The sequence below is a fragment of the Micromonospora sp. CPM1 genome, assembly GCF_023896895.1.
Taxonomy (GTDB): Bacteria; Actinomycetota; Actinomycetes; order Mycobacteriales; family Micromonosporaceae; genus Micromonospora; species Micromonospora tulbaghiae.
This window is the reverse complement of sequence record NZ_JAMHIU010000003.1, coordinates 225,022-246,703: the sequence shown is the minus strand read 5'-3', so window position 1 is coordinate 246,703 and position 21,682 is coordinate 225,022. Positions and strand designations below refer to the sequence as shown.

Below are 21,682 nucleotides of genomic sequence, written 5' to 3'. Positions count from 1 at the left end.
CGCACCACCGAAAGGAACCTGATGCGTCGTCTCGCCGTCGCACTCACCGCCGTCCTCGCTCTCGGCGTCGGCCTCACCGCCTGCGGGGAGAGCGACCCCGTCGCCGGCACCGGCACCGGGGAGACCCGGGAGATCACCCACGCCATGGGCACCACGAAGGTGCCCGTCGAGCCGAAGCGCGTGGTCGTGCTCGACACCGACAAGATCGACACCGCGCTGTCGCTTGGCGTCACCCCGGTCGGCGCGGCGACCGCCGGTGAGGCGAAGAGCTGGCCCACCTACTTCGGCGCGGACAAGCTCGCCGGCATCACCGAGGTCGGCGTGCTCACCGAGCCGGACCTGGAGGCGATCAACGCGCTCAACCCGGACCTGATCCTGGGCAGCAAGTTCCGCCAGGAGAAGTTCTACGACGAGCTGGCCAAGATCGCCCCGACCGTGTTCACCGAGAAGGTCGGCGTCACCTGGAAGGAGAACTTCCTCCTCGACGGCGCGGCGCTGGGCAAGGAGCAGCAGGCCAAGGACCTGCTGGCCGAGTACGAGAAGCGGGCGGAGGACTTCGGCGCGAAGCTCGGTGACGCCTCGGCCCGCAAGGTCTCCATCGTGCGCTTCATGCCGACCGAGATCCGCCTGTACGGCCCGGACTCGTTCTCCGGCATCGTCGTCGGCGACACCGGCCTGGGCCGCCCCGAGCGGCAGATGCTCGCCGGCAAGGAGGACAAGCGGATGGACCGGGTCAGCCCGGAGCGCATCGCCGAGGCCGACGGCGACGTGGTGTTCGTGACCGCGTACGGCGAGAAGGCCGCCGCCGAGCAGGCGAAGGTCACCGGCGGCACGCTGTGGAAGGGCCTGTCCGCGGTCAAGGCCGGCAAGGCGCACGTGGTCTCCGACGAGATCTGGATGACCGGCATCGGTGTGGGCGCCGCCAACAAGATCCTGGACGACCTGGAGAAGTACCTGGCCGCCTGAGCCCCGATCACCCGCGCCCGTCCCGCCGTCGCCGGCCGGACGGGCGCGGGTGTGTTCAGGCGGCCAGTTGCCAGAGCAGGAACGCGTTGAGCGCCACCACGAACGCGGTGATCGCCACCGCGGCGGCGGTGGTGGCCCGGCGGTTGACCAGGCTGCCCATCAGATCCCGGCGGCGCGTGAACATCACCACCGGGATCAGCGCGAACGGGATGCCGAAGCTCAGCACCACCTGGGACAGCACCAGCGCCCGCGTCGGGTCGACGCCGATCGCGAGCACCGCCAGCGCGGGCATCAGCGTGATCATCCGGCGTACCACCAGCGGGATCCGGCGGCGCAGGAAGCCCTGCATGATGATCTCGCCGGCGTACGTGCCGACGCTCGTGGAGGCGAGACCGGACAGGAGCAGGGCGACCGCGAACCCGACCGCGGCGGCCGCGCCGAGCGTGGTGGCGAGCCCGGCGTGCACGCCTTCGAGGGTGTCGGTGCCGGGGATCGAGGTGCCGTGGAAGCTGCTCGCAGCGACGAGCAGCATGGCCAGGTTGACCGCGCCGGCGATGCCCAGCGCGATCAGCACGTCGATCCGCAGGCCCTTGGCGATCACCCGCCGCTGCGTCTCGCCCTCGGCGGGCAGGCGGTTCGGGGTCAGCGCCGAGTGCACGTAGATGACGTGCGGCATCACCGTCGCGCCCAGGATGCCGGCGGCGAGCAGCATGCTGTCGGTGCCCTGCATCCGGGGCAGCAGCCCGGCCGCCGCGTCGGACACGTCCGGCTGCGCGCTGACCAGGTTGACCGCGAACGCCAGCACGATCACGCCGAGCAGCACCGCGATGGCGATCTCGAACGTCCGGAAACCTCTGGCGCGCAGCGCCAGGATGGCGAACGAGGCGGCGCCGACGATCAGGCCGCCGGGCAGCAGCGGGACGCCGAACAGCAGGTACAGCGCGACCGCCCCGCCGATCACCTCGGCCAGGTCGGTGGCCATCGCGACCAGTTCGGCCTGCGCCCACATGACCCGGTTGAGCGGACGGGGCAGGTGCTCCCGGCACAGTTCGGGCAGGCTGCGCCCGGTGGCCAGGCCGAGCTTGGCGGTGAGCGTCTGCACCAGCATGGCGGCGAGGTTCGCCGCCACCACCACCCAGACCAGCAGGTATCCGTACCGGGCCCCGGCCGTGGAGTTGGTGGCGAAGTTGCCGGGGTCGACGTAGGCGACCGCCGCCACGAACGCCGGCCCGAGCAGGATGAGGCGCCCACGGACCGGGCGCGGGGCGCGGGCGGTCCGTAGTGGGGGCAGGACTGGCGAGTCGTTGGTTACCACTGGTGCTCCTCGACGACGGACGACGGGATGACAGACGACTGACGGCGGGGGCGGCCGGGGTGGGGCAAGGGGCGAGGTCAGGCGGGTTCGTGCCGGGTGGTCGCCCGGTGGGCGGCCGGTGCCGGGTCGCGCTCCAGCGCGTCCGCGAACGGGACCAGCGCGGTGAGGGCGGCCAGCGCGAGGACGGCGGGCAGGGCCAGGCCGGCGCCCACGGAGGCGAGCGTGAGCAGGGCGAGGACGGCCGTCCTGATGCGGTTGGACGTGGACATGACGACTCCCGGACGGGTGCGGTGCGGGCGCCGGGCCGCCCGCGCGGCCGACCCGGCGCGGGCGAGGTCAGGTGAGCTTGCTCTTGACGGTGTTGGCGACCTTGCCGACCATTCCCGGGTTGGTGCCGTACAGGCGCGGGTCGCCCGGGGCGAGCACCGGCTCGGGGGCGTGCGCGCGCGGGCTGCTGTCGTAGCGGAACTCGCCCTTGCCGTCCGGCGTCGGACCGGAGGCCCACCGGCCCTCGGCGGCGTCCCGGCCGGGGGAGAAGTCCAGGTACGTGTAGCTGAACTCCTCGGTGAACTCGGGCGAGTCGGGGAAGGCGTCCGGCACCGGCATCTCCTCCAGGCCGTCGGACTTGAGCTGCTCGATGGCCGCCATCCACATGTTCTGGTGCATGGTGTCGCGGGCCAGCAGGAAGCGCAGCATCTGCTTGACGCCGGGGTCGTCGGTCATGTTGAACAGGCGGGCCACCTGGAGCCGGCCCTGGGCCTCGGCGGTGACGTTCAGGTGGAAGTCGGCCATCAGGTTGCCGCTGGCGGTGATGAAGTTGCCGTTCCACGGCACGCCGGCGCTGTCGACCGCCAGGGCCCCGCCGCCGCCGTGGATGAAGTGCGCCGGGTTGGACCCGCCGTAGATCGCGCCGACCATCGGGTTCTCCTCGGCGGCCTCCTCCAGCGAGAGCGGCGCGTTCTCCAGCAGCCGGGTGATCATCGTGGCGATCATCTCGACGTGGCCCATCTCCTCGGTGCCGACGTCGAGCAGCAGGTCCTTGTACTTGCCGGGCAGCCGGCAGTTCCAGCCCTGGAACAGGTACTGGTTGGCGACGGTCATCTCACCCCACTTGCCGCCGAGGACCTCCTGGAGGCGGCGGGCGAACGCGGCGTCCGGCCCGTCCGGCTTGGCCTCGAACTGCAGATCCTTCATGTGCGTGAACATGTCGTCTCCTCCGGTTCACCGATGCTGTCCTCTCCCGGGTGCCCGCTGCGGCGGCCCGCCGGGGCCGACCCGTGTCCCGGACGGGACAGGCAGCACCGGGACCGGCAGCCGGACGTCCACCACCAGCCCGCCGCCGCGTGGACGGCGGGCGCCCACCGTCCCGCCGTAGGTATCGACCAGGCGCCGCACGATCCACAACCCGAGGCCGTGCCCGGTGGCCGACGGGGCGGGCCGGGCCAGCGCCGCGCGCAACGCCGGACAGGGGCCACCCCGGTCGAGTACCGACAGCGTCAGCGTGGAACCGCGCGCCGCGGCGCGGACGACGACCTCGCCGCCGGCCGGGCCGTGGCGCCGCGCGTTGTCCACCAGGTTGGTGAGGATCTGCCGGACGTGCCGCTCGGGCACGGGCAGGCCGGCAGCGGTCCGGCCGATCCGCGCGCGCAGGCCGGGACCGGCCCCGGCCGTCACGGCGCGCACCACGGCGGCCAGGGGGACGCGGCGGGGTGGTTCCGGCTCGCCGGGGCCGCCGGGCCCGCCGAGGTCGTCCAGCAGGGCACCCAGGTGTACGGCGTGCTCGTGCGCCAGCGCCGCGATGGCCCGCCGGTCCGGCGTGGTCAGCGCCGGCTGCTCGGCGAGCGCCCGGGTGAGTGCCGCCAGTGCCCGCACCGGTGTCCGCAGCTCGTGGCAGAGCACCCGGATCGACAGCGACTCGTCGCGGTCGTCCGGACGTCCCCACGGGGTCATGGACTCCACAGCCATGCCGAGTTGTTCCCGACGGTTACTCACATATGCCACTAACCTGAAGCGGAAGGAGGAAAGCCGACATGGGGGACGGCACCGTCCGGCTCGCGGTGGTGGACGACCATGCGCTGTTCGTCCGCGGCCTGGAGCTGCTGCTGTCCGCCACCACCGACGGCCGGGCCCGTGTCGTCGGCTCGACCACCGACGCGGCCGGAGCCGCCGCGCTCGTCGCCCGCTGCGCACCCGATCTCGCGGTCGTGGACCTGCACATGCCGCCGCCCGGCGGCCTCCGGGCGATCGCCGCCATCCGCCGCACCAGTCCCCGCGTACGCGTCCTCGCCATGTCCGGCTCGGACGACCCGGTGCCGGCCGTGGAGGCGCTGCGCTGCGGCGCCGAGGGCTACCTGCCCAAGACCAGCGAGCCGGAGGATCTGCTGCCTCCACTGCTCGCCGTGCTGGACGGCTGGGCGGTGATGCCGGGTGCGCTGCTGCGACGGCTGGTCGGGCCCGCCCGGTCGCCCGGGCTCAACCTCGACGACGAGGAGCGCCGGCTGCTTCGGGCGATCGCGACCGGCGAGGCCACCGTGACGATCGCCGAGCGGATGCACACCTCGGAACGGACGGTGAAGCGGATGACCGCCTCCCTGCTGCGCAAGCTGCGGGTGACCAACCGGGTGGAGGCCGCCGCGCTGGCCGGGCGGGCCGGGCTGCTGGACGAGCGCTCCGACCGGTGAGGCGCCGACCCGGGCCGGCCGGGTCACCCCCTGCGGCGCGGTCCGGGCCGGGTCACCCTGCGGCGGCCGGCCCGGGGACGGCGAACGGCCGCCCCGGGGGAGCGGGACGGCCGTTCGGTCGGGCGGTGGTGAGCCGGTCAGGCGGCTGTGGACCAGATGGCCCGGAACGCGGCTGCCTCACCGGCCAGCCACTGCTCGATCTGCTCGGGCTTGACGTCGGCGGGCATCCGGTGCGCCTCGCCGCGCCGCACGTCTACCAGGACCGGCTCGGCGTGCGGCAGCACCGCGTCCATGTGCCGGGCCATCAGGTGCAGCGTGGCGAGCGTGGCCTCCTCGCTCGGCGGCGCCTCGTCGAAGTGCAGCCGGATCGCCTCGGCCCGGCCGTCGGCGTACCGGACGCCGAACTGGGGGTTGATCTTCACGGGCAGGTCACCCAGCATCGCCAGGGCGTCGCGGGTCTGGGCCAGGTCGACGCCGGCCGGCTCGCCGAGCGAGTGCAGCCAGCGGGTCGCGCCCGGCACGAGAGCCTCGTAGAGCGGCCGCCAGCGGGGCTTGACCACGTCGGCGACCTGCGCGAGGTGCGTGCCGCCGGTGTGGAACGCGACGTCGGCCTTGAGCGCCTTGACGAACTGGCCGTGCGGGTTGAAGCCGTGCCGGCTGGCCCGCTGCCGGCGTAGCCCGCCGACGAAGGTGGCCTTGGTGGGGCCGGTGCGGTCGACGTACCGGGTGAATCCGAGGAGGGTGGCGTAGGGGGTGACAGGGGTCGCGGAGGTGGGCGCAGTCACGAGCATCCTCCCAGGTCAGCAGCTCGATTAGTACATACATTCTAATCGACGGGTCTGACATCGCCCAGGGCACGAAAAGGGCCGCCCGGACATCCCGGGCGGCCCTTTTTCGCGTAGTCCTAGAGCTGGCCGACGTCGGTGATCCGGACCGCCGCCGCACCGGTCTCGTCGGACGTGGCGAGGTCGATCTCGGCGCTGATGCCCCAGTCGTGGTCGCCGTCCGGGTCGTCCAGGATCTGCCGGACGGTCCACCTGTCGCGGCCCTGCTCGATCATCAGCAGCGCCGGCCCGCGCGCGTCCGGGCCCACCCCGATCGAGTCGTACGCCTCGAAGTACGGCTCCAGCGCGTCGGCCCAGGCGTCGGCGTTCCAGCCGTCGCCGGCGTCCAGCTCGCCGAGCAGGTCCCAGCGCCGCAGCGCGGCCAGCTCGACGCGGCGGAACATCGCGTTGCGCACCAGCACCCGGAACGCCCGCGCGTTGCGGGTCACCGCCGGCGGCCGGTCGTCCAGCGACGCGGCCACCTCGGCCACGTCGGACGGGTTGCGCAGCCGCTCCCACTCGTCGATCAGGCTGGAGTCGACCTGGCGGACCAGCTCGCCCAGCCACTCGATGAGGTCGACCAGCTCCTCGGTCTTGGCATCCTCGGGGACCGTCTGCCGCAGCGTCTTGTAGGCGTCGGCGAGGTAGCGCAGCACCAGCCCCTCGGACCGGGACAGCCCGTAGAACTGGACGTACTCGGGGAACGTCATGGCCCGCTCGTACATGTCCCGGACCACGGACTTCGGGGAGAGCTGGTGGTCGGCGACCCAGGGGTGGCCCTGCCGGTACATCTCGTACGCGGACTCCAGCAGCTCGGCCAGGGGCTTGGGCCAGGTCACGTCGTCGAGCAGTTCGAGGCGTGCCTCGTACTCGATGCCTTCGGCCTTCATCGCGGCGACCGCCTCGCCGCGGGCCTTGAACTGCTGCGCGGACAGCACCTGGCGCGGGTCGTCCAGGATCGACTCGATCACGCTGAGCACGTCGAGCGCGTACGACGGGGACTCCCGGTCGAGCAGCTCGACGGTGGCCAGCGCCAGCGGCGACAGCGGCTGGTTGAGCGCGAAGTCGAGCTGGAGGTCGACGGTGAGGCGCACCCGCCGGCCGGTCTCGTCCGGCTCGGGCAGCTCCTCGACCACGCCGCCGGCGCGCAGCGCCCGGTAGATGGCGATGGCCCGGCGGATGTGCCGGCGCTGCGCGGCCGGGTCCTCGTGGTTGTCGGTGAGCAGGTGCCGCATCGAGGCGAACGCGTCGCCGGGGCGGCCGATGACGTTGAGCAGCATCGAGTGGCTGACCTGGAAGCTGGAGGTGAGCGGCTCCGGCTCGGCCTCGACCAGGCGCTGGAACGTCGGCTCGCCCCAGCCGATCGAGCCCTCCGGCGGCTTCTTCTTCACCACCTTGCGGCGCTTCTTCGGGTCGTCACCGGCCTTGGCGAGCGCCTTCTCGTTCTCGATCACGTGCTCGGGGGCCTGCACCACGACCCGGCCCAGCGTGTCGAACCCGGCCCGCCCGGCCCGGCCGGCGATCTGGTGGAACTCGCGGGCCTTGAGCAGCCGGGTGCGGGTGCCGTCGTACTTGCTCAGACCGGTGAACAGCACGGTACGGATCGGCACGTTGATGCCGACGCCGAGCGTGTCCGTACCGCAGATGACCTTGAGCAGGCCGGCCTGGGCGAGCGTCTCGACCAGGCGGCGGTACTTCGGGAGCATGCCGGCGTGGTGCACGCCGATGCCGTGCCGCACCAGCCGGGACAGCGTCTTGCCGAAGCCCGAGGTGAACCGGAAGTTGCCGATCGCCTGGGCGATCATGTCCTTCTCGGCGCGGGTGCAGACGTTCACGCTCATCAGCGCCTGCGCGCGTTCCAGCGCGGCGGCCTGGGTGAAGTGCACGACGTACACCGGGGCCTGCTTGGTCTCCAGCAGCTCCTCCAGCGTCTCGTGCAGCGGCGTGGTCGCGTACGAGAAGAGGAGCGGGACCGGCCGCTCGGCCGAGCGGACGACGGCGGTCGGCCGCCCGGTGCGCCGGGTCAGGTCGTCGACGAAGCGGGTGGTGTCGCCGAGCGTGGCGGACATCAGCACGAACTGGGCCTGCGGCAGCTCGATCAGCGGCACCTGCCAGGCCCAGCCGCGGTCAGGCTCGGCGTAGAAGTGGAACTCGTCCATGATCACCTGGCCGACGTCGGCGCGGCGGCCCTCGCGCAGCGCCAGGTTGGCCAGGATCTCCGCGGTGCAGCAGATGATCGGCGCGTCCGCGTTGACGCTGGCGTCGCCGGTGAGCATGCCGACGTTCTCGGCGCCGAAGACCTCGCAGAGCGCGAAGAACTTCTCCGAGACCAGCGCCTTGATCGGCGCGGTGTAGAAGGTCGTCCGGTCGTCGGCCAGCGCCGCGAAGTGCGCCGCGATCGCCACCAGGCTCTTGCCCGAGCCGGTCGGCGTATTCATGATCACGTTCGCGCCGGAGACGATCTCGATGACCGCCTCCTCCTGGTGGGGATAGAGGTCCAGGCCGCGCTCGGACGCCCAGGAGGCGAACGCGTCGTAGAGGGTGTCGGGGTCGGCGGTCTTCGGCAGCGCGGCGGTGAGAGTCATGGCGGCTCCCATCGTGCCTGGATCACACCGCGCCGCGCCAACCGGGTTCAGCGAACCGGCTTCCGGGCACCGGCTTCAGCGCCGCCGGTGGATCAGGTCGAAGACCTCCCGGCCGGCGGTCAGCGCGCGGCGCTCGAACTTCGTCACCGGCCGGTGCGCCGGACGCGGCGCGTAGCCGCCGTACACGTCCACCAGCTCCGGGTCGGCGGTGAGCGTCTCGCGCATCGACTCGGCGTACTCGGCCCAGTCCGTCGCGCAGTGCAACGTGCCGCCCGGCGCCAGCCGGGACCGCAGCAGCGCCACGTGCGCCGGCGCGATGATCCGCCGCTTGTGGTGGCGCGTCTTCGGCCACGGGTCGGGGAAGAAGACGTGCACCGCGTCCAGGCAGCCCTCCGGCATGGCCCGGACCAGGTCCAGCGCGTCCCCCTCGGCCACCCGGACGTTGTCCAGACCGTGGCGTTCGACCAGGTCGAGCAGGTTGGCGATTCCCGGCGTATGGACCTCGACCGCCAGATAGTGTCGGTCCCGGTCGGCCGCCGCCATCACGGCGGTGGCGTCGCCCATGCCGGAGCCGATCTCCAGCACCAGCGGCGCCCGTCGTCCGAACAGCGCCGTCGGATCGCACGGCCCGTCGAGGGCGGCGATCTCCAGGCCGTACGCGGGCCAGAGCCGGGTGAGCGCGTCGCGCTGCCGCTCGCTCATCCGTCCGCGACGCGGATGGAACGTGCGGATGCGGCCGGCGGCGATGTCGGGGAGGGTCACAGCGACCCGAGCCTAGCCCGGATCGGATGTGATGTGCCGCCGGGGGTGAGAGGATTCATCCCGTACGCCGGGAGGGGTCATGGGGTCGTTCAGGGTACGTAGGGCGCTGCTGGTCGCGGTCGCCGCGTGCGCCGCCCCGCTGGTCGGCGCGGTGCCCGCCCAGGCCGCGCCGCGCGCCGCCGAACCGGTGCCGGAACAGCCCCCGGCCGACGTGATCTTCGTGGAGGTCACCCCGGGCACCGTCTCGCCCGGCTACCTCGTCGGCATCCGGGCGAGCTGCCGCAACAACTCGGTTCCGGCGATCGTCACCTCGGACGCGTTCGGCAAGATCCAGGTGCAGCCGCAGCGCGGCCTGCTCACCGCCTCGCCGATGGTGCACGAGCGCACCCGGCCGGGCAACTACCGGGTCAAGCTGGAGTGCCCGGGCGGGGAGACCGCCTCCACCATGCTCCAGGTGGTCAAGCAGGGGCAGCCCACCCGGCAGCCGAGCCACGGGCCCAGTCACCTGCCCAGCCGCGGCCCGGCGACCGGTTTCGGCGGCACCGCCGGCCCCGGGCTCGGTGGCCTGCTGGTGCCCGTCGGGCTGGCGGTGACTGTGGTCGGCGCCGGGCTCGGCGTGGCCGCGTCCCGCCGGCACGCCCGCGGCGCCGCCAGAGGCTGAGGCCGCGATGGCCGAGCACTTCGTCCCGCCGCCCGCCGGATCACGGCGCTCCGGCCGGCCGTTCCTGGCCCTGCCCCCACCCGCCGCGCCGCCGACCGACGCCGCCCGTCCGTCCCGGGCCGGTCCGCCCGCCGACGTGGCTCGTTCGTCGCGGGCCGGCTCGCCGTCCACCGACGCGGCCCGGTTCTCCAGGGCTGATCCGGCCGCCGCGCCCCGTGCCGGCTCGCGGCCGGGCGGCGTTTCGGCGTCCGGGACTGGTCCGGCCGTGGGCTCGCCCCACCCGGCCGGGCGGAGCCGGCCGAACGCCGAGTCCGGATCGTCGGCCGTGCCGGTCTCCGGGTCGCGGCCGTGGATGCCGCCGCCCGCCGCGTCGCGACCGTGGTACCCGCCGTCGGCCGATCCGCCTGCCCTGCGTCCACGGCCCGCGGGGCCGCCGCCGGTCGAGCCGCCACCGGCGTCGCCGGGCAGGGGGGACCGGGGCCGGGGCTCCTGGTCGAAGCCGCTGGCAGTGGTGCTGGTGCTGGTCGGCGTGTTCGCCACCGGGGCCGGGCTGGGCCGCACGGCCGGGCCGTTCGACTTCGCCGACGCGTCGACCGAGTCGAGCCGGGCGAACGGGTCGGGCGCGGCCCCGGCGAGCGCTGCCGCTCCGGTCCGGAAGCCGGCGAGCCGGCCGGTACGCCTGGCGGTGCCGGCCATCAAGGTCAACGCGCCGGTCACGCCCGTCGGGCAGGCGAAGGACGGCTCGGTGGACGTGCCGCCGCTGACCGAGCACGACCAGACCGGCTGGTACGACAGGGGAGCGGTGCCCGGCGACCCGGGCCGGGCGATCATCGTGGGCCACGTCGACACCAAGAGCGGCCCGGCCGTCTTCTACCGGCTGCGCTCGCTCAAGCCCGGCGCGCGGATCCAGGTGACCCGCGCGGACCGCAGCGTGGTGACCTTCAAGGTGGACAGCGTCGAGTACTTCGACAAGTCGAACCTGCCCGCCGCCCGGGTCTACGGCGACTCCGGTCCGGCCGAGCTGCGGCTGATCACCTGCGGCGGCGAGTGGGTCGGCGGCCGTACCGGCTATCAGGACAACGTGATCGTCTTCGCGTCCCTGACGCCCTGACCGCTCCCGCCCTGACCGCCCGGCCCGCCCTGCCCGCCCGGCCCGCCCTGACCGCCCTGACCGCCCTGACCGCGTCGATCATGAAGTTGGCGGTGACAAAACGGACGGTGAGTGCCGCCAACTTCATGATCGACCGAGAAAGGGAGGGGGAGGGAGGGGTCAGGGTTTGGCGGGGACCTGCTGGACCACCTCGAACTCCAGCAGGGTGGCGCCGGTGGCCACGGGCTTTCGGGGTTCGCCGCCCTCAGCGTGCGCGGCCCGGGACGGGCCCTGCGCCCACGCCTGGTACGCCTCCTCGCTCTCCCAGCGCGTGTACACGAAGTAGCGGGTGTCCCCGGCGACCGGGCGCAGCAGCTCGAAGCCGAGGAAGCCGGGGGAGTTCTCCACCGCGCCGGCCCGGGCCGCGAACCGCTTCTCCAGCTCCTCGCCGGCGCCGGACGGGACGTCGATCGCGTTGATCTTCACGACAGCCATGCGTCCACCCTAACGAGCCTCGGACTCAGAACGTCTCGACGGCCGGTGCCAGGTCCGCGTCGACCACGATCGGGGCGTGGTCGGAGGGGCCCTTGCCCTTGCGGGCCTCCCGGTCCACGTACGCGGAGCGGACCGCGCGGGCGAACGACGCGCTGGCGTACACCAGGTCGATCCGCATGCCCTTGTTCTGGTGGAACATCCCGGCCCGGTAGTCCCAGTACGTGAACGGGTGCGGCCCCTTCATCGGCGTCGGCACCACGTCCTCCAGTCCCAGGTCGCGCAGCGCGGCCAGGGCGGCCCGCTCGGCCGGGGTGACGTGCGTGGAGGTGACGAACAGCGCGGGATCCCAGACGTCGGCGTCGGTGGGCGCGACGTTGAAGTCACCGCAGACGGCCACCGGCAGGGGACCGGCCACCTCGGCTTCCAGGGCGTCGCGCAGCGCCGCGAACCAGGCCAGCTTGTACGCGTAGTGCGGGTCGTCCGGCGCGCGGCCGTTCGGCACGTACACCGACCAGACCCGCAGCCCGTCGCAGGTGGCCGAGATGGCGCGGGCCTCGGGCTCGGGAAACCCGGGTTCGCCCGGGTAGCCGACCGCCACGTCGGCCAGCCCGACCCGGGACAGCACCGCGACCCCGTTCCACCGCCCGTCGCTGTGGCTGGCCACCTCGTAGCCCAGCTCGCCCACCTCGGCGACCGGGAACGCCCCGTCGGGGCACTTGGTCTCCTGCAGGCACACGACGTCGGGCTTCGTGCTGGCCAGCCAGTCGAGCAGCCGGGGCAGGCGGGCCTTCACCGAGTTGACGTTCCAGGTCGCCAGGCGCATGCCCCCAGCCTGCCGCATCCCCGCCCGCCCCGCCCGGTCAGCGCTCCGGGGTGTCGCCGGGGCGCGTCTGCTCGGCGAGGAAGCGTTCCAGCTCCGCGCCGAGTTCGTCGGCGGTGGGCAGCGGCCCGGTCTCGCCGGCGAGCAGGTTCTTCTCGCCCCGGCCGCGGGCGAACGCGTCGTACTGCTCCTCCAGCGCCTGGACCAGCGTCGCCGCCTCCTCGGTCTGGGTGACCTGGCGGTCGATCTCCACCCGGACCGCCTCGGCGGCGGTCCGCAGCGTCTCGACGGGCAGCAGCAGGCCGGTGCTGCGGGACACGGCGGACAGCAGCGCCTCGGCGGCGGCCGGGTACTCGGCCTGGGCCACGTAGTGCGGCACGTGCGCGGCGAAGCCGAGGGCGTCGCGCCCCTGCTCGCCGAGGCGGTACTCCAGCAGGTGGCCGACGCCGGCCGGCACCTGCACCTTCTGCAACCACGGCTCGTGTCCGGCGATCAGTTCCTTGCGGGTGGCGTGCGCGGTGACGCCGCTGGGCCGGGTGTGCGGCACCGCCATCGGGATCGAGTTGAGCCCGACGGTGAGCCGGACGTCGAGGCGGGCGCAGAGCCCGGCGACGGCGGCCACGAAACGCTCCCACTGCAGGTCCGGCTCGGGGCCGGTGAGCAGCAGGAACGGGGTCTCGTCGTCGTCGCGCAGCAGGTGCAGCTCCAGCGCCGGGGCGTCGTAGGACTCCCAGTGGTCCTCGACGAACGTCATCACCGGGCGGCGGGAGCGGTAGTCGAAGACCTGGTCCACGTCGAAGCGGGCGATCACCCGGGCGTCGAGCGAGGTGAGCAGTTGTTCCCGGGCGAGCCGGGTGGCGTTGCCGGCGTCGACGAAGCCGGTGAGGGCCTGGATCAGCACCGGCTGGCCGAGCTCGGGCAGCTCGTCGGTGAGTTCGTAGAGCTCGTGTGGATCGAGCACCGGTGGGGTCCTCCCTGTCGACGCGTACGGGGGAGCGCCGAGCGTGCGGCCTCCCCGATTCGGCCAACGTACCGGGGTGGGTGGTCCATTCCGTTACGGCACATCCGATGCCCGGATGATGATCACGATTCGGCTACGCCCCGGTCCGGCGACCCATATCCGGATCGTCCGAACGGACTAGTTAGTCGATCACCGGACGGGACCGGGAGGTCTGCGAGGTTCGTGCCCGCGCCGTGGCCGGTCCGGGCGCACGGGTGATTGGCCCGCTTTCCGAGGTCTGCCGCGCCCTGCGGCGGGCTGTGGCGCGATGCCCGGCTTGCGGCGGCCAGAGTGTGGCGAGGGCCACCCTTTCGGCCTGGGTGATCCCGGTTTGCCCTGCCTAGCCTCGTCGGATGCGTAACGACGGCAACCTCGACGACCCGTTCGGCTCCGGCCGCCCGGCTGACCGTTCGGACGATACCCCCTCCACCAACCGGTTGACCACACTCCGGGGACTGGTCCGGCGTACCCGCTTCTGGGCACCCACGAACCCCCGGCCCGGCCGGACGAAGCTGGCGGTCGCCACGGGCGCCGCCTGCTGCCTGGGCCTGGTCGGCGTCAGCCAGGCCGGCTTCGGCGCCCCGGACCGCGCCGCCGGCCCGGCGCCCTCGGCGGAGGTCGCCGAGCGCGCGGAGGTCGACGCCGCCTCCCGGGCCATGGCCCGGCCGAGCACCGCCCCCACCACCCCCACCCCCAGCGCCAGCCCGTCCGCGACGGCGAGCCCGAAGGCGACCGCCAAGCCCAAGCCGAAGAAGACCGTCCGGCAGATCGTCCCGGTCGCCGGCCTGGACCGCACCCAGATGAACAACGCCAAGAAGATCGTGCAGGCCGGCAAGGAGATGGGCATGCCGCGCCGCGCCCTGGTCATCGCGGTGGCGACCGCCATGCAGGAGAGCACCCTGCTCAACTACGCCAGCGGCGTGCTGCCCGAGTCGCAGAGCTACCCGCACCAGGCCGTCGGCTGGGACCACGACTCGGTCGGGTTGTTCCAGCAGCGCCCGAGCAGCGGCTGGGGCACCGTCGAGCAGCTCATGGACCCGGAGTACGCGACGAAGGCGTTCCTGTCCGCGCTGGCGGAGATCCCCGGCTGGCAGGACCTGCCGCTCTCGGTCGCGGCCCAGGCGGTGCAGATCTCGGCGTTCCCGGACGCGTACGCCCAGCACGAGTGGCGGGCCGGCGAGGTGGTGGCCGAGATCCTGGGCTGACCCGGACGGGTGGTTGCCGAAGGGCCGATTCGGGTATCAGGGACTTGCCGGTCCCAGGTACACATGAAGGGGACCGCGGGACGGGAGGACCCTCATGTCGCTGATGCAACGGATCACCGCCTTCCTGCGGTCGCCGCGGGGCCAGCAGTTGGTCGACCGCGGTCGGCGTGAGATGTCGAAGCCGGAGAACCAGGCCCGGCTGCGGCAGATCGCGAACCGGCTGCAGTCGCGCCGGCGCTGACCCGCGTCACCCCCGCCGCACGAGCCTCCGGAGCCCTTCGTGACCGACCCCGCCCCCGTCGACGGGGAGCCCAACGCCGTCCCCACCACCCCCGTCCCGCCGGTGGAGGCGCCCGAGGCGCCACCGGCGAAGCTGTGGGACCGGATGCGGGACGACCCGCAGTACGCGCCGGAGCACCTCGCCCTGGAGGCGGTGCGCCGGCTCGGCCCGGAGGCCGCGCAGTGGGCCGCCCGGGAGCGGGCGCTGCGGCCGGACGCGCCGCCGGAACAGCTGGCCGACCAGGCGGTTCGCAAGTTCGTCAACCACGCCCGGCTCTCCGGCGCGGTGTCCGGCGCGGCCGGGCTGCCCGGCGCGGTGATCGACGTGGGGGTGCTGGCCTGGACCCAGGCCCGGCTGGTGCTGCACGTCGCCGCCGCCTACGGCGCCGACCCGGCGCACCCCGACCGGGCGACCGACCTGCTGGTGCTCCAGCGGGTGCACAAGGTCGCCGAGACGGCTCGCCTCGCGCTGGGCGTGGCCGCCGGCCGGGAGCGGGCCGGCGCGTTGTTCGGCTCCGCCGGTGACCGGGCGCTGGGCCGGGTGATGCTCCAGCTCGGGGTCCGGCTGGCCCGGATGGCCGGGGTGCGCGCCGCCAAGCGGATGTTCGCCAAGGTCGTGCCGGGCGCCGCGATCGTGCTCGGCACCTGGGCCAACTCGTCGGCGACCAAGGAACTGGCCGACCGCACACGCGCCCTCTATCGCGCCGCCGGCCCCCGGCAGCTACCCGGCCCGCGCCAGCCCTGACCAGCCGGAGGCGTTCCAGGCCACCTCGGCCAGCCGGCCCTGACCGGCCGCGTTCGGGTGGAACCAGTCGAGCGCGTTGACCTGGTCCAGCGTGAAGCGGTGGCGGTGCACCGCGCCGCCGTCCCACCGGCAGCGTGACCCGTACGCCCGGCAGGCGGCGCGCAGTTGCCCGTCGTACGCCTCGATCCGGTCCCGGACGCGGGCCCGGCGGGCCACCGCGGCGGGCGCGGTCGACGTGGCGTCGGCCAGCAGTGCCGGGCAGACGCCCCGCGACCAGGCCCGCACGGCGCGGGGCTCGGTGTGCCCGATCTGCCAGAGCCGGTACAGGTCCGGGATGCCGGCCACCAGCACCCGGGCCTTCGGCCGGCCCTCGCGCAGCACGCCCAGCGCCGCGTCGACCTGGTCGCGGAAGGTCGCCACCGGCGTCATGTCGTCGACGTCACCCCGGCAGGCGTCGTTCGCCCCGATCAGCACGGTGACCAGGTCGGCCTTGTCGCGTACCGCCGAACGGGCCTGGCCGGTCAGCGCGGACGCGCGGGCCCCGGGCACCGCCCGGTTGTACGCCCGCAGCCCCGGCGCGTCCGCGCGCAGCCGCCGGTAGAGGCTCTCCACCCGCAGGCCGTCCCCGGTCGACCAGGAGTTGCGTTCGCAGCTCACCAGCACCAGGCAGGAGCCGTAGCCGGTGCTTACCGAGTCGCCGAGCGCGACCAGCACCCGCGGCTCGCCGGGGCGGGGCGTGCCGGACGGCCGGGGCGACGCCTCGCCGGAGCCGTCACAGGCGAGCGCGACGAGCGCCGCCAGGCAGGCCAGCGCGGCGGTCCAGCGTCTCATCGGTCCCCCGTCCGGCGGCGGCAACGGGCGCGTCGACCCTATGCCCCGGCGGAGTCCCGGCGGCGGTTCTGTCGGCTATCGGGCATCGACCACCGTCGTTCACATCTGTGGTGTCGGCGCAGGCCGGCCGTGCAGCCACCGGTGCAGCGCCCGGGTGATCCGGGGCAGCACGAGGTAGGTCATCAGCGGGGTGAGCACGAGCGTCATCAGCAGCGTCCGGCCGGCCAGCGGCACGCCGGCGAGGAACCGGGTGGTCAGCAGCGTGGCGGCCAGGCTGAGCGGGAAGAACGCCAGCCAGATCGTGACCGCCTGCTTCCAGCGTGGCGGCGCGGCCGGTTCCGGCTCGCCGAACGTCTCGACCACGTGGTCCACCGGCGGGTCGAACCAGCCCTCGATGCCGGTGCGCCGCTCCACCCGGGTGTGCTCGACGATGCCCTGCGCCGAGCTGAGCCACCAGCGCCGCTGCGGCGAGTCCTCCCAGCCGCGCAGCGTGTCCGCGTCGGCGAAGCGGTACATCACGTGCCACTCGCCCGAGCCGGGGGCGCTGCGGACGAAACCGGCGCCGAGGAAGCCCGGGAAGCTCTCCGCGAGCGCCGTCCCCGCCCGCATCCACGCCACCACCTCGTCGGTACGCGCCGGGTCGGCGCGCCGGGACACGGCGACGGTCACGGGTACGGCCTGCGTCGTGGTCATGCCATCCTCTCCACCGTCCGCGGGATCTCCGCCGGTACCGGCGCACCGATGTAACGCACCCGCCCGCGGGGCGCATCCGGCGCCTGCCCGCCGGGTGTCCCGGATCACCGGCGTTCCCGCGCCGGCCGGTTATCCCCGCCCGTGCCGGGGTAGGCCCCAGGAATGACCCGATCACAGCCCCGTCGCGCCCGTGGCACGGTCGGCCACGCCAACAGTGCCCTGAACCTGCGGCTGGCGCTCGCCACGTTCGGTCTGGTCGTGATGACCGTCTTCGCGGTGCTCGCGTTCGCCGCGGACGTCGCCTGGCTGGGTGTCGTCTGCGCGCTGCTCGCCGTGGTGGCGGTGGTCGACCTGGTCGTGATCCAGCGCCGCCGCGCCGCGCGCCGCCGGGAGGAACCGGGCGTGCGGCACTCGCTGTTCGAGTGACAGGAGTACGAGATGCCCATCGCCACCACCAATCCCGCCACCGGACAGGTGCTCAAGACGTACGAGGCGATGTCGGACGAGCAGATCGACGCCGCGATCGAGCGGGCCGACCTCGCCTTCCGGCAGTTGCGTGAGACCACCATCGCGCAGCGGGCCCGGTGGCTCACCGCCGCCGCCGACCTGCTCGACGCCGAGCGCGACGAGACCGCCCGGCTGATGACCACCGAGATGGGCAAGACGTACGCCGCCGCGAAGGCGGAGGTCACCAAGTGCGCCGCCGCCTGCCGCTTCTACGCCGACAACGCGCCGGGGATGCTCGCCGACGAGCCTGCCGACGCCGCAGCGGTCAAGGCGAAGCGGGCGTACGTGCGCTACCAGCCGATCGGCCCGGTGCTGGCCGTGATGCCGTGGAACTTCCCGTTGTGGCAGGTGATGCGCTTCGCCGCCCCGGCGCTGATGGCCGGCAACACCGGCCTTCTCAAGCACGCCTCCAACGTGCCGCAGACCGCGCTCTACCTGGAGGACCTGTTCCGCCGGGCCGGTTTCCCGGAGGGCGCGTTCACCACGCTGCTGGTCGGCTCCGACGCGGTCGACCGGATCCTCAGCGACCCCCGCGTCCGCGCCGCCACGCTCACCGGCAGCGAACCGGCCGGCCGGTCCATCGCCCAGATCGCCGGCCGGGAGATCAAGAAGACGGTGCTGGAGCTGGGCGGGAGCGACCCGTTCGTGGTGATGCCCTCGGCCGATCTGGACACCGCCGCCGAGGTCGCCACCACCGCCCGCTGCCAGAACAACGGGCAGTCCTGCATCGCCGCGAAGCGGTTCATCGTGCACACCGACGTCTTCGACGCGTTCGCCGAGAAGTTCGCCGCCCGGATGGCGGCGCTGCGCGTCGGCGACCCGATGGACGACGGCACCGACGTCGGCCCGCTGGCCAGCGAGCGCGGCCGCGACGAGGTGCACGCCCAGGTCACCGACGCGGTGGACCAGGGCGCGACGGCGCTGTGCGGCGGCGAGAAGCCGGCCGGGGACGGCTGGTACTACCCGCCGACCGTGGTCACCGACCTGCGCCCGGAGATGCGGATGTGGAGCGAGGAGGTGTTCGGGCCGGTCGCCGGGCTCTACCGGGTCGGCTCGTACGACGAGGCGATCGAGGTCGCCAACGGCACCAGCTTCGGCCTCGGCTCCAACGCGTGGACCAACGACCCGGCCGAGCAGGAGCGCTTCGCCGTCGACCTGGACGCCGGCAACGTGTTCATCAACGGCATGACCACGTCCTACCCGGAGCTGCCGTTCGGCGGCGTGAAGAACTCCGGGTACGGCCGCGAGCTGTCCGCCGCCGGCATGCGCGAGTTCTGCAACACCAAGACCGTGTGGATCGGCGAGGGCGAGGCCGGCGCGGGCGCCGGCGCGCACTCCGAGTAGACGCGATTGGCCGGGCGCCGTCACGGGTAGGAGTGGCGACCATGACGGCGTTCGGCTTCCACGCATCCCACGAGCAGATCCACCCGGCCCGGCTGCTGGAGGCGGTGATCCACGCCGAGCGCGCCGGCTTCGACGCGGCCATGTGCTCCGACCACTTCTCGCCGTGGAGCAAGCGGCAGGGCCAGTCCGGCTTCGCCTGGTCCTGGCTCGGCGCCGCGCTCCAGGCCACGAACCTGTCCTTCGGTGTGGTGAACGCGCCCGGCCAGCGCTACCACCCGGCGATCATCGCGCAGGCCATCGGCACGCTCGGCGCCATGTACCCGGGCCGGTTCTGGGCCGCGCTGGGCACCGGCGAGGCGTCCAACGAGCACATCACCGGCGAGGTCTGGCCGCGCAAGGACGTCCGTACCGCCCGGCTGCGCGAGTGCGTCGACGTGATCCGGGCGCTGCTCGCAGGCGAGGAGGTCAGCCACGACGGGCTCGTCACGGTGGACCGGGCGAAGCTGTGGACCCGGCCGGAGGAGCCGCCCGCGCTGGTCGGTGCCGCGGTCAGCATCGCCACCGCCCGCTGGTGCGCCGAATGGGCGGACGGGCTGATCACCGTCAACGCGCCGGTCGAGCACCTGCGGCGGATGATCGACGCCTACCGGGACGCGGGCGGACGCGGCCCGCTGCACCTCCAGGTGCACGTGAGCTGGGCGCCCGAGCAGGAGCAGGCCGAGGCGATCGCGTACGAGCAGTGGCGCAGCAACGTGTTCGCGCCGCCGGTCTGCTGGGACCTGGAGACCCCCGAGCACTTCGACGTGGCGAGCGCCGACGTGCCGATGTCCAAGGTCGCCGAGACCGTGAACGTCTCCGCCGACCTGGGCCGGCACATCGGCTGGCTGGAGGAGTACGTGGCGCTGGGCTTCGACCAGATCGCGCTGCACCACGTCGGGCAGGAGCAGCGCGCGTTCATCGACACGTTCGGCGCCGAGGTGCTGCCGAAGCTGCGCTCCGCCGCCTGATCACACATCGGCCCCTCGGCGCCTAGGCTCGTCGTTCGTGGATGCTCTGTTCGAGGTCGTGGTCTTCCTGGCCATCGCGACCTTCGGTGCGGCGCTGGCCCGCCGGCTCGGCCTGCTGGCGCCGATCCTGCTGGTGGTGCTCGGCCTCGCGCTGTCCTTCCTGCCGTTCTTCCCGCACGTGCGGCTGGACCCGGACCTGGTGCTGGTGGGCATCCTGCCGCCGCTGCTCTACGTGGCGGCGCTGGAGACGTCGGTGCCGGCGTTCCGGCTCAACCTGCGGCCGATCCTGCTGCTCGCCGTCGGGCTGGTCATCTTCACCGCGTTCGTGGTGGGCACCGTCGTGCACTGGTTCCTGCCCGAGCTGCCGTACGCGATCTGCCTGGCACTCGGCGCGGTGGTGGCGCCGCCGGACGCGGTCGCCGCCACCGCGGTGGCCCGGCGGGTCGGCCTGCCCCGGCGGGTCGTCACCATCCTGGAGGGCGAGAGCCTGGTCAACGACGCCACCGCGCTGGTGCTGCTGCGGGTGGCGATCGTCGCCGCGACCGCCACCACCGGCGGCGTCGGCGTCGGCGACGTGGCCCGGGAGGTGGTCGTCGCGGCCGGCGGCGGCATCCTGGTCGGCCTGCTGGGCGTGGTGGTCTTCGGCTACCTGCACAAGCGCATCACCGACCCGGTGCTGGACAACGCGCTGTCGCTGATCGTGCCGTTCGCCGTCGTCTTCGCCGCCGAGGAGATCCACGCCTCCGGCGTGGTCGCCGTGGTGGTGACCGGCCTCGGCATCGGCCACAAGCTGCCCACGTTGCTGTCGGCCGCCTCCCGGCTCCAGGTGACCGCGTTCTGGCGGCTGATCCGGTTCCTGCTCGAAGGACTGGTGTTCCTGCTGGTCGGCCTGCAACTGCCGGAGGTGGTACGCGACCTCGACGAGCCGTTCGGCTCGCTGGTGGCGATCACCGCGGCGGTGCTGGCCGCCGTCTTCCTGGCCCGGTTCGTCTGGGTGTTCCCGGCCACCTACGTGGCGCGGCTCGTGCCCCGGGTCCGGCAGCGCGACCCGGCGCCGCCGGTGCAGTTCCCCGTCGTCATCGGCTGGGCCGGCATGCGGGGCGTGGTGACGCTGGCCGCCGCGCTGGGCCTGCCGCTCACCCTCGCCGGCGACACGCCGTACCCGCGCGGGCTGCTCATCTGGCTGGCCTTCGCGGTGATCGTCGCGACGCTGGTCGGGCAGGGCGCCACGCTGCCCTGGCTGGCCCGGCGGCTGCGGCTGCCCCCGGACGACCCGGTGCAGGACGCGCTGTCCGCCGCCGGGGTGCAGCAGCGGGCCAGCCGGGCGGCCCGGGAACGGCTCGACGAGCTGGCCGCCGGCGCGCCGGAGGCGGTGGTGGAGCGCCTGCGCGGGCTGACCACCTCCCGGGCCAACCTGGCCTGGGAGCGGCTCGGCGGCACCGAACGGGAAACCCCCTCCCAGGCGTACGCACGCCTGCGGCAGGAGATGATCGACGCCGAGCGGGAGGTGTTCCGGGCCGCCCGCGACTCCGGGCAGATCCCGGAGGAGGCGCTCACCCGCGCCTATCGTGATCTGGATCTGGAGGAGTCCATGCTGCGACAGGAGGCCGTCGAATGAGTTGCCAGCACCTGGCCGAGGCGGGCACGGCCGAACCGGACACCACGACCGAGTGCCCCGACTGCGTGGCCATCGGCAACCCGGACTGGGTGCACCTGCGCGCCTGCCTGACCTGCGGGCACGTGGGCTGCTGCGACTCCTCGCCGTACCAGCACGCCACGAAGCACTTCGAGTCCGCGGGGCACCCGGTGATGCGGTCGATCCAGCCGGGGGAGTCGTGGCGCTGGTGCTTCGTGGACGAGGAGATCGGCTGA

At 73.5% G+C, this 21,682-nt stretch carries 24 protein-coding genes; 12 read left to right on the top strand and 12 right to left on the bottom strand.

What is annotated here, in order from left to right:
* Nucleotides 1–21 precede the first annotated feature (21 nt).
* Nucleotides 22–966: an ABC transporter substrate-binding protein gene (locus tag M8C11_RS05595; protein WP_252448648.1), complete on the top strand. Its 945-nt coding sequence runs from the start codon at nt 22–24 to the stop codon at nt 964–966.
* Between the two features lie 55 nt (nt 967–1,021).
* Here the strand turns inward: M8C11_RS05595 and M8C11_RS05590 are convergent, their stop codons facing one another.
* The 4 genes from M8C11_RS05590 to M8C11_RS05575 form a co-directional block, all read right to left on the bottom strand.
* The gene (locus M8C11_RS05590; RefSeq protein ID WP_252448647.1) at nt 1,022–2,281 is read right to left on the bottom strand and encodes an Nramp family divalent metal transporter; all 1,260 of its coding nucleotides are present in this window, start codon (nt 2,279–2,281) and stop codon (nt 1,022–1,024) included.
* 77 nt (nt 2,282–2,358) lie between these two features.
* Nucleotides 2,359–2,550, bottom strand: coding sequence for a hypothetical protein (locus M8C11_RS05585; protein WP_252448646.1), 192 nt, complete (start codon nt 2,548–2,550; stop codon nt 2,359–2,361).
* Nucleotides 2,551–2,617: 67 nt separating this feature from the next.
* Nucleotides 2,618–3,487: a manganese catalase family protein gene (locus tag M8C11_RS05580; RefSeq protein WP_252448645.1), complete on the bottom strand. Its 870-nt coding sequence runs from the start codon at nt 3,485–3,487 to the stop codon at nt 2,618–2,620.
* A 15-nt stretch (nt 3,488–3,502) separates the two neighbouring features.
* On the bottom strand, nt 3,503–4,246 hold the full coding sequence (locus tag M8C11_RS05575) for a sensor histidine kinase KdpD (protein WP_252448644.1): 744 nt from the start codon (nt 4,244–4,246) through the stop codon (nt 3,503–3,505).
* Between the two features lie 65 nt (nt 4,247–4,311).
* Between M8C11_RS05575 and M8C11_RS05570 the strand changes: the two genes are divergently transcribed.
* Entirely contained in the window at nt 4,312–4,962 is a 651-nt protein-coding gene (locus M8C11_RS05570) for a response regulator transcription factor (protein WP_252448643.1), read from the top strand.
* 137 nt (nt 4,963–5,099) lie between these two features.
* Here the strand turns inward: M8C11_RS05570 and M8C11_RS05565 are convergent, their stop codons facing one another.
* The 3 genes from M8C11_RS05565 to trmB all read right to left on the bottom strand — a co-directional run bounded on the left by M8C11_RS05565 (nt 5,100) and on the right by trmB (nt 9,073).
* A complete protein-coding gene (locus M8C11_RS05565) occupies nt 5,100–5,747 on the bottom strand; it encodes a hypothetical protein (RefSeq protein WP_252448642.1) in 648 nt (215 codons plus the stop codon).
* Nucleotides 5,748–5,866: 119 nt separating this feature from the next.
* The gene (locus tag M8C11_RS05560; RefSeq protein WP_252448641.1) at nt 5,867–8,371 is read right to left on the bottom strand and encodes an RNA helicase; all 2,505 of its coding nucleotides are present in this window, start codon (nt 8,369–8,371) and stop codon (nt 5,867–5,869) included.
* A gap of 75 nt (nt 8,372–8,446) precedes the next feature.
* Nucleotides 8,447–9,073, bottom strand: coding sequence for a tRNA (guanosine(46)-N7)-methyltransferase TrmB (trmB, locus tag M8C11_RS05555; protein WP_233586196.1), 627 nt, complete (start codon nt 9,071–9,073; stop codon nt 8,447–8,449).
* 139 nt (nt 9,074–9,212) lie between these two features.
* Here trmB and M8C11_RS05550 point away from each other — a divergent pair, with 139 nt between their 5' ends.
* Together M8C11_RS05550 and M8C11_RS05545 are read left to right on the top strand one after the other, a co-directional pair.
* Nucleotides 9,213–9,794 carry a hypothetical protein gene (locus M8C11_RS05550; protein WP_120570644.1) on the top strand — a complete coding sequence of 194 codons (582 nt, stop codon included), beginning with the start codon at nt 9,213–9,215 and terminating at the stop codon, nt 9,792–9,794.
* Nucleotides 9,795–10,296: 502 nt separating this feature from the next.
* Nucleotides 10,297–10,905 (top strand): class F sortase, encoded by a 609-nt coding sequence (locus M8C11_RS05545; RefSeq protein WP_256485494.1) that lies wholly within the window; start codon nt 10,297–10,299, stop codon nt 10,903–10,905.
* Between the two features lie 159 nt (nt 10,906–11,064).
* Here the strand turns inward: M8C11_RS05545 and M8C11_RS05540 are convergent, their stop codons facing one another.
* Genes M8C11_RS05540 through M8C11_RS05530 form a run of 3 tightly spaced genes read right to left on the bottom strand, consistent with a single transcriptional unit; the run spans nt 11,065 to nt 13,160 of the window.
* A complete protein-coding gene (locus M8C11_RS05540; protein WP_018784922.1) occupies nt 11,065–11,379 on the bottom strand; it encodes an antibiotic biosynthesis monooxygenase in 315 nt (104 codons plus the stop codon).
* Between the two features lie 25 nt (nt 11,380–11,404).
* Nucleotides 11,405–12,202, bottom strand: coding sequence for an exodeoxyribonuclease III (locus tag M8C11_RS05535; protein ID WP_252448639.1), 798 nt, complete (start codon nt 12,200–12,202; stop codon nt 11,405–11,407).
* A 37-nt stretch (nt 12,203–12,239) separates the two neighbouring features.
* Nucleotides 12,240–13,160: a proteasome assembly chaperone family protein gene (locus M8C11_RS05530; RefSeq protein ID WP_120570641.1), complete on the bottom strand. Its 921-nt coding sequence runs from the start codon at nt 13,158–13,160 to the stop codon at nt 12,240–12,242.
* Between the two features lie 392 nt (nt 13,161–13,552).
* On the opposite strand from M8C11_RS05530, the gene M8C11_RS05525 reads away from it, so the two are divergent.
* The 3 genes from M8C11_RS05525 to M8C11_RS05515 all read left to right on the top strand — a co-directional run bounded on the left by M8C11_RS05525 (nt 13,553) and on the right by M8C11_RS05515 (nt 15,428).
* Nucleotides 13,553–14,404, top strand: coding sequence for a peptidase M23 (locus tag M8C11_RS05525; RefSeq protein WP_252448638.1), 852 nt, complete (start codon nt 13,553–13,555; stop codon nt 14,402–14,404).
* Nucleotides 14,405–14,498: 94 nt separating this feature from the next.
* Nucleotides 14,499–14,645, top strand: a complete 147-nt coding sequence (locus M8C11_RS05520) for a hypothetical protein (protein WP_013285352.1) — start codon at nt 14,499–14,501, stop codon at nt 14,643–14,645.
* Nucleotides 14,646–14,684: 39 nt separating this feature from the next.
* Nucleotides 14,685–15,428 carry an EcsC family protein gene (locus M8C11_RS05515; protein ID WP_252448637.1) on the top strand — a complete coding sequence of 248 codons (744 nt, stop codon included), beginning with the start codon at nt 14,685–14,687 and terminating at the stop codon, nt 15,426–15,428.
* Here the strand turns inward: M8C11_RS05515 and M8C11_RS05510 are convergent.
* Nucleotides 15,405–16,259, bottom strand: coding sequence for an SGNH/GDSL hydrolase family protein (locus M8C11_RS05510; RefSeq protein WP_252448636.1), 855 nt, complete (start codon nt 16,257–16,259; stop codon nt 15,405–15,407). The genes M8C11_RS05515 and M8C11_RS05510 overlap by 24 nt on opposite strands.
* A gap of 99 nt (nt 16,260–16,358) precedes the next feature.
* Nucleotides 16,359–16,952 (bottom strand): antibiotic biosynthesis monooxygenase, encoded by a 594-nt coding sequence (locus M8C11_RS05505; RefSeq protein WP_120570637.1) that lies wholly within the window; start codon nt 16,950–16,952, stop codon nt 16,359–16,361.
* Nucleotides 16,953–17,114: 162 nt separating this feature from the next.
* On the opposite strand from M8C11_RS05505, the gene M8C11_RS05500 reads away from it, so the two are divergent.
* Genes M8C11_RS05500 through M8C11_RS05480 form a run of 5 tightly spaced genes read left to right on the top strand, consistent with a single transcriptional unit; the run spans nt 17,115 to nt 21,682 of the window.
* Nucleotides 17,115–17,378 (top strand): DUF6343 family protein, encoded by a 264-nt coding sequence (locus M8C11_RS05500; RefSeq protein ID WP_120570636.1) that lies wholly within the window; start codon nt 17,115–17,117, stop codon nt 17,376–17,378.
* Between the two features lie 12 nt (nt 17,379–17,390).
* Entirely contained in the window at nt 17,391–18,803 is a 1,413-nt protein-coding gene (locus tag M8C11_RS05495; RefSeq protein WP_252448635.1) for an NADP-dependent succinic semialdehyde dehydrogenase, read from the top strand.
* Nucleotides 18,804–18,835: 32 nt separating this feature from the next.
* Complete coding sequence (locus M8C11_RS05490; RefSeq protein WP_308212723.1) at nt 18,836–19,810, top strand: TIGR03885 family FMN-dependent LLM class oxidoreductase; 975 nt, start codon at nt 18,836–18,838, stop codon at nt 19,808–19,810.
* Nucleotides 19,811–19,847: 37 nt separating this feature from the next.
* Entirely contained in the window at nt 19,848–21,428 is a 1,581-nt protein-coding gene (locus M8C11_RS05485) for a Na+/H+ antiporter (RefSeq protein ID WP_252448633.1), read from the top strand.
* A complete protein-coding gene (locus tag M8C11_RS05480; RefSeq protein ID WP_120570632.1) occupies nt 21,425–21,682 on the top strand; it encodes a UBP-type zinc finger domain-containing protein in 258 nt (85 codons plus the stop codon). The genes M8C11_RS05485 and M8C11_RS05480 overlap by 4 nt, the downstream gene beginning before the upstream one ends.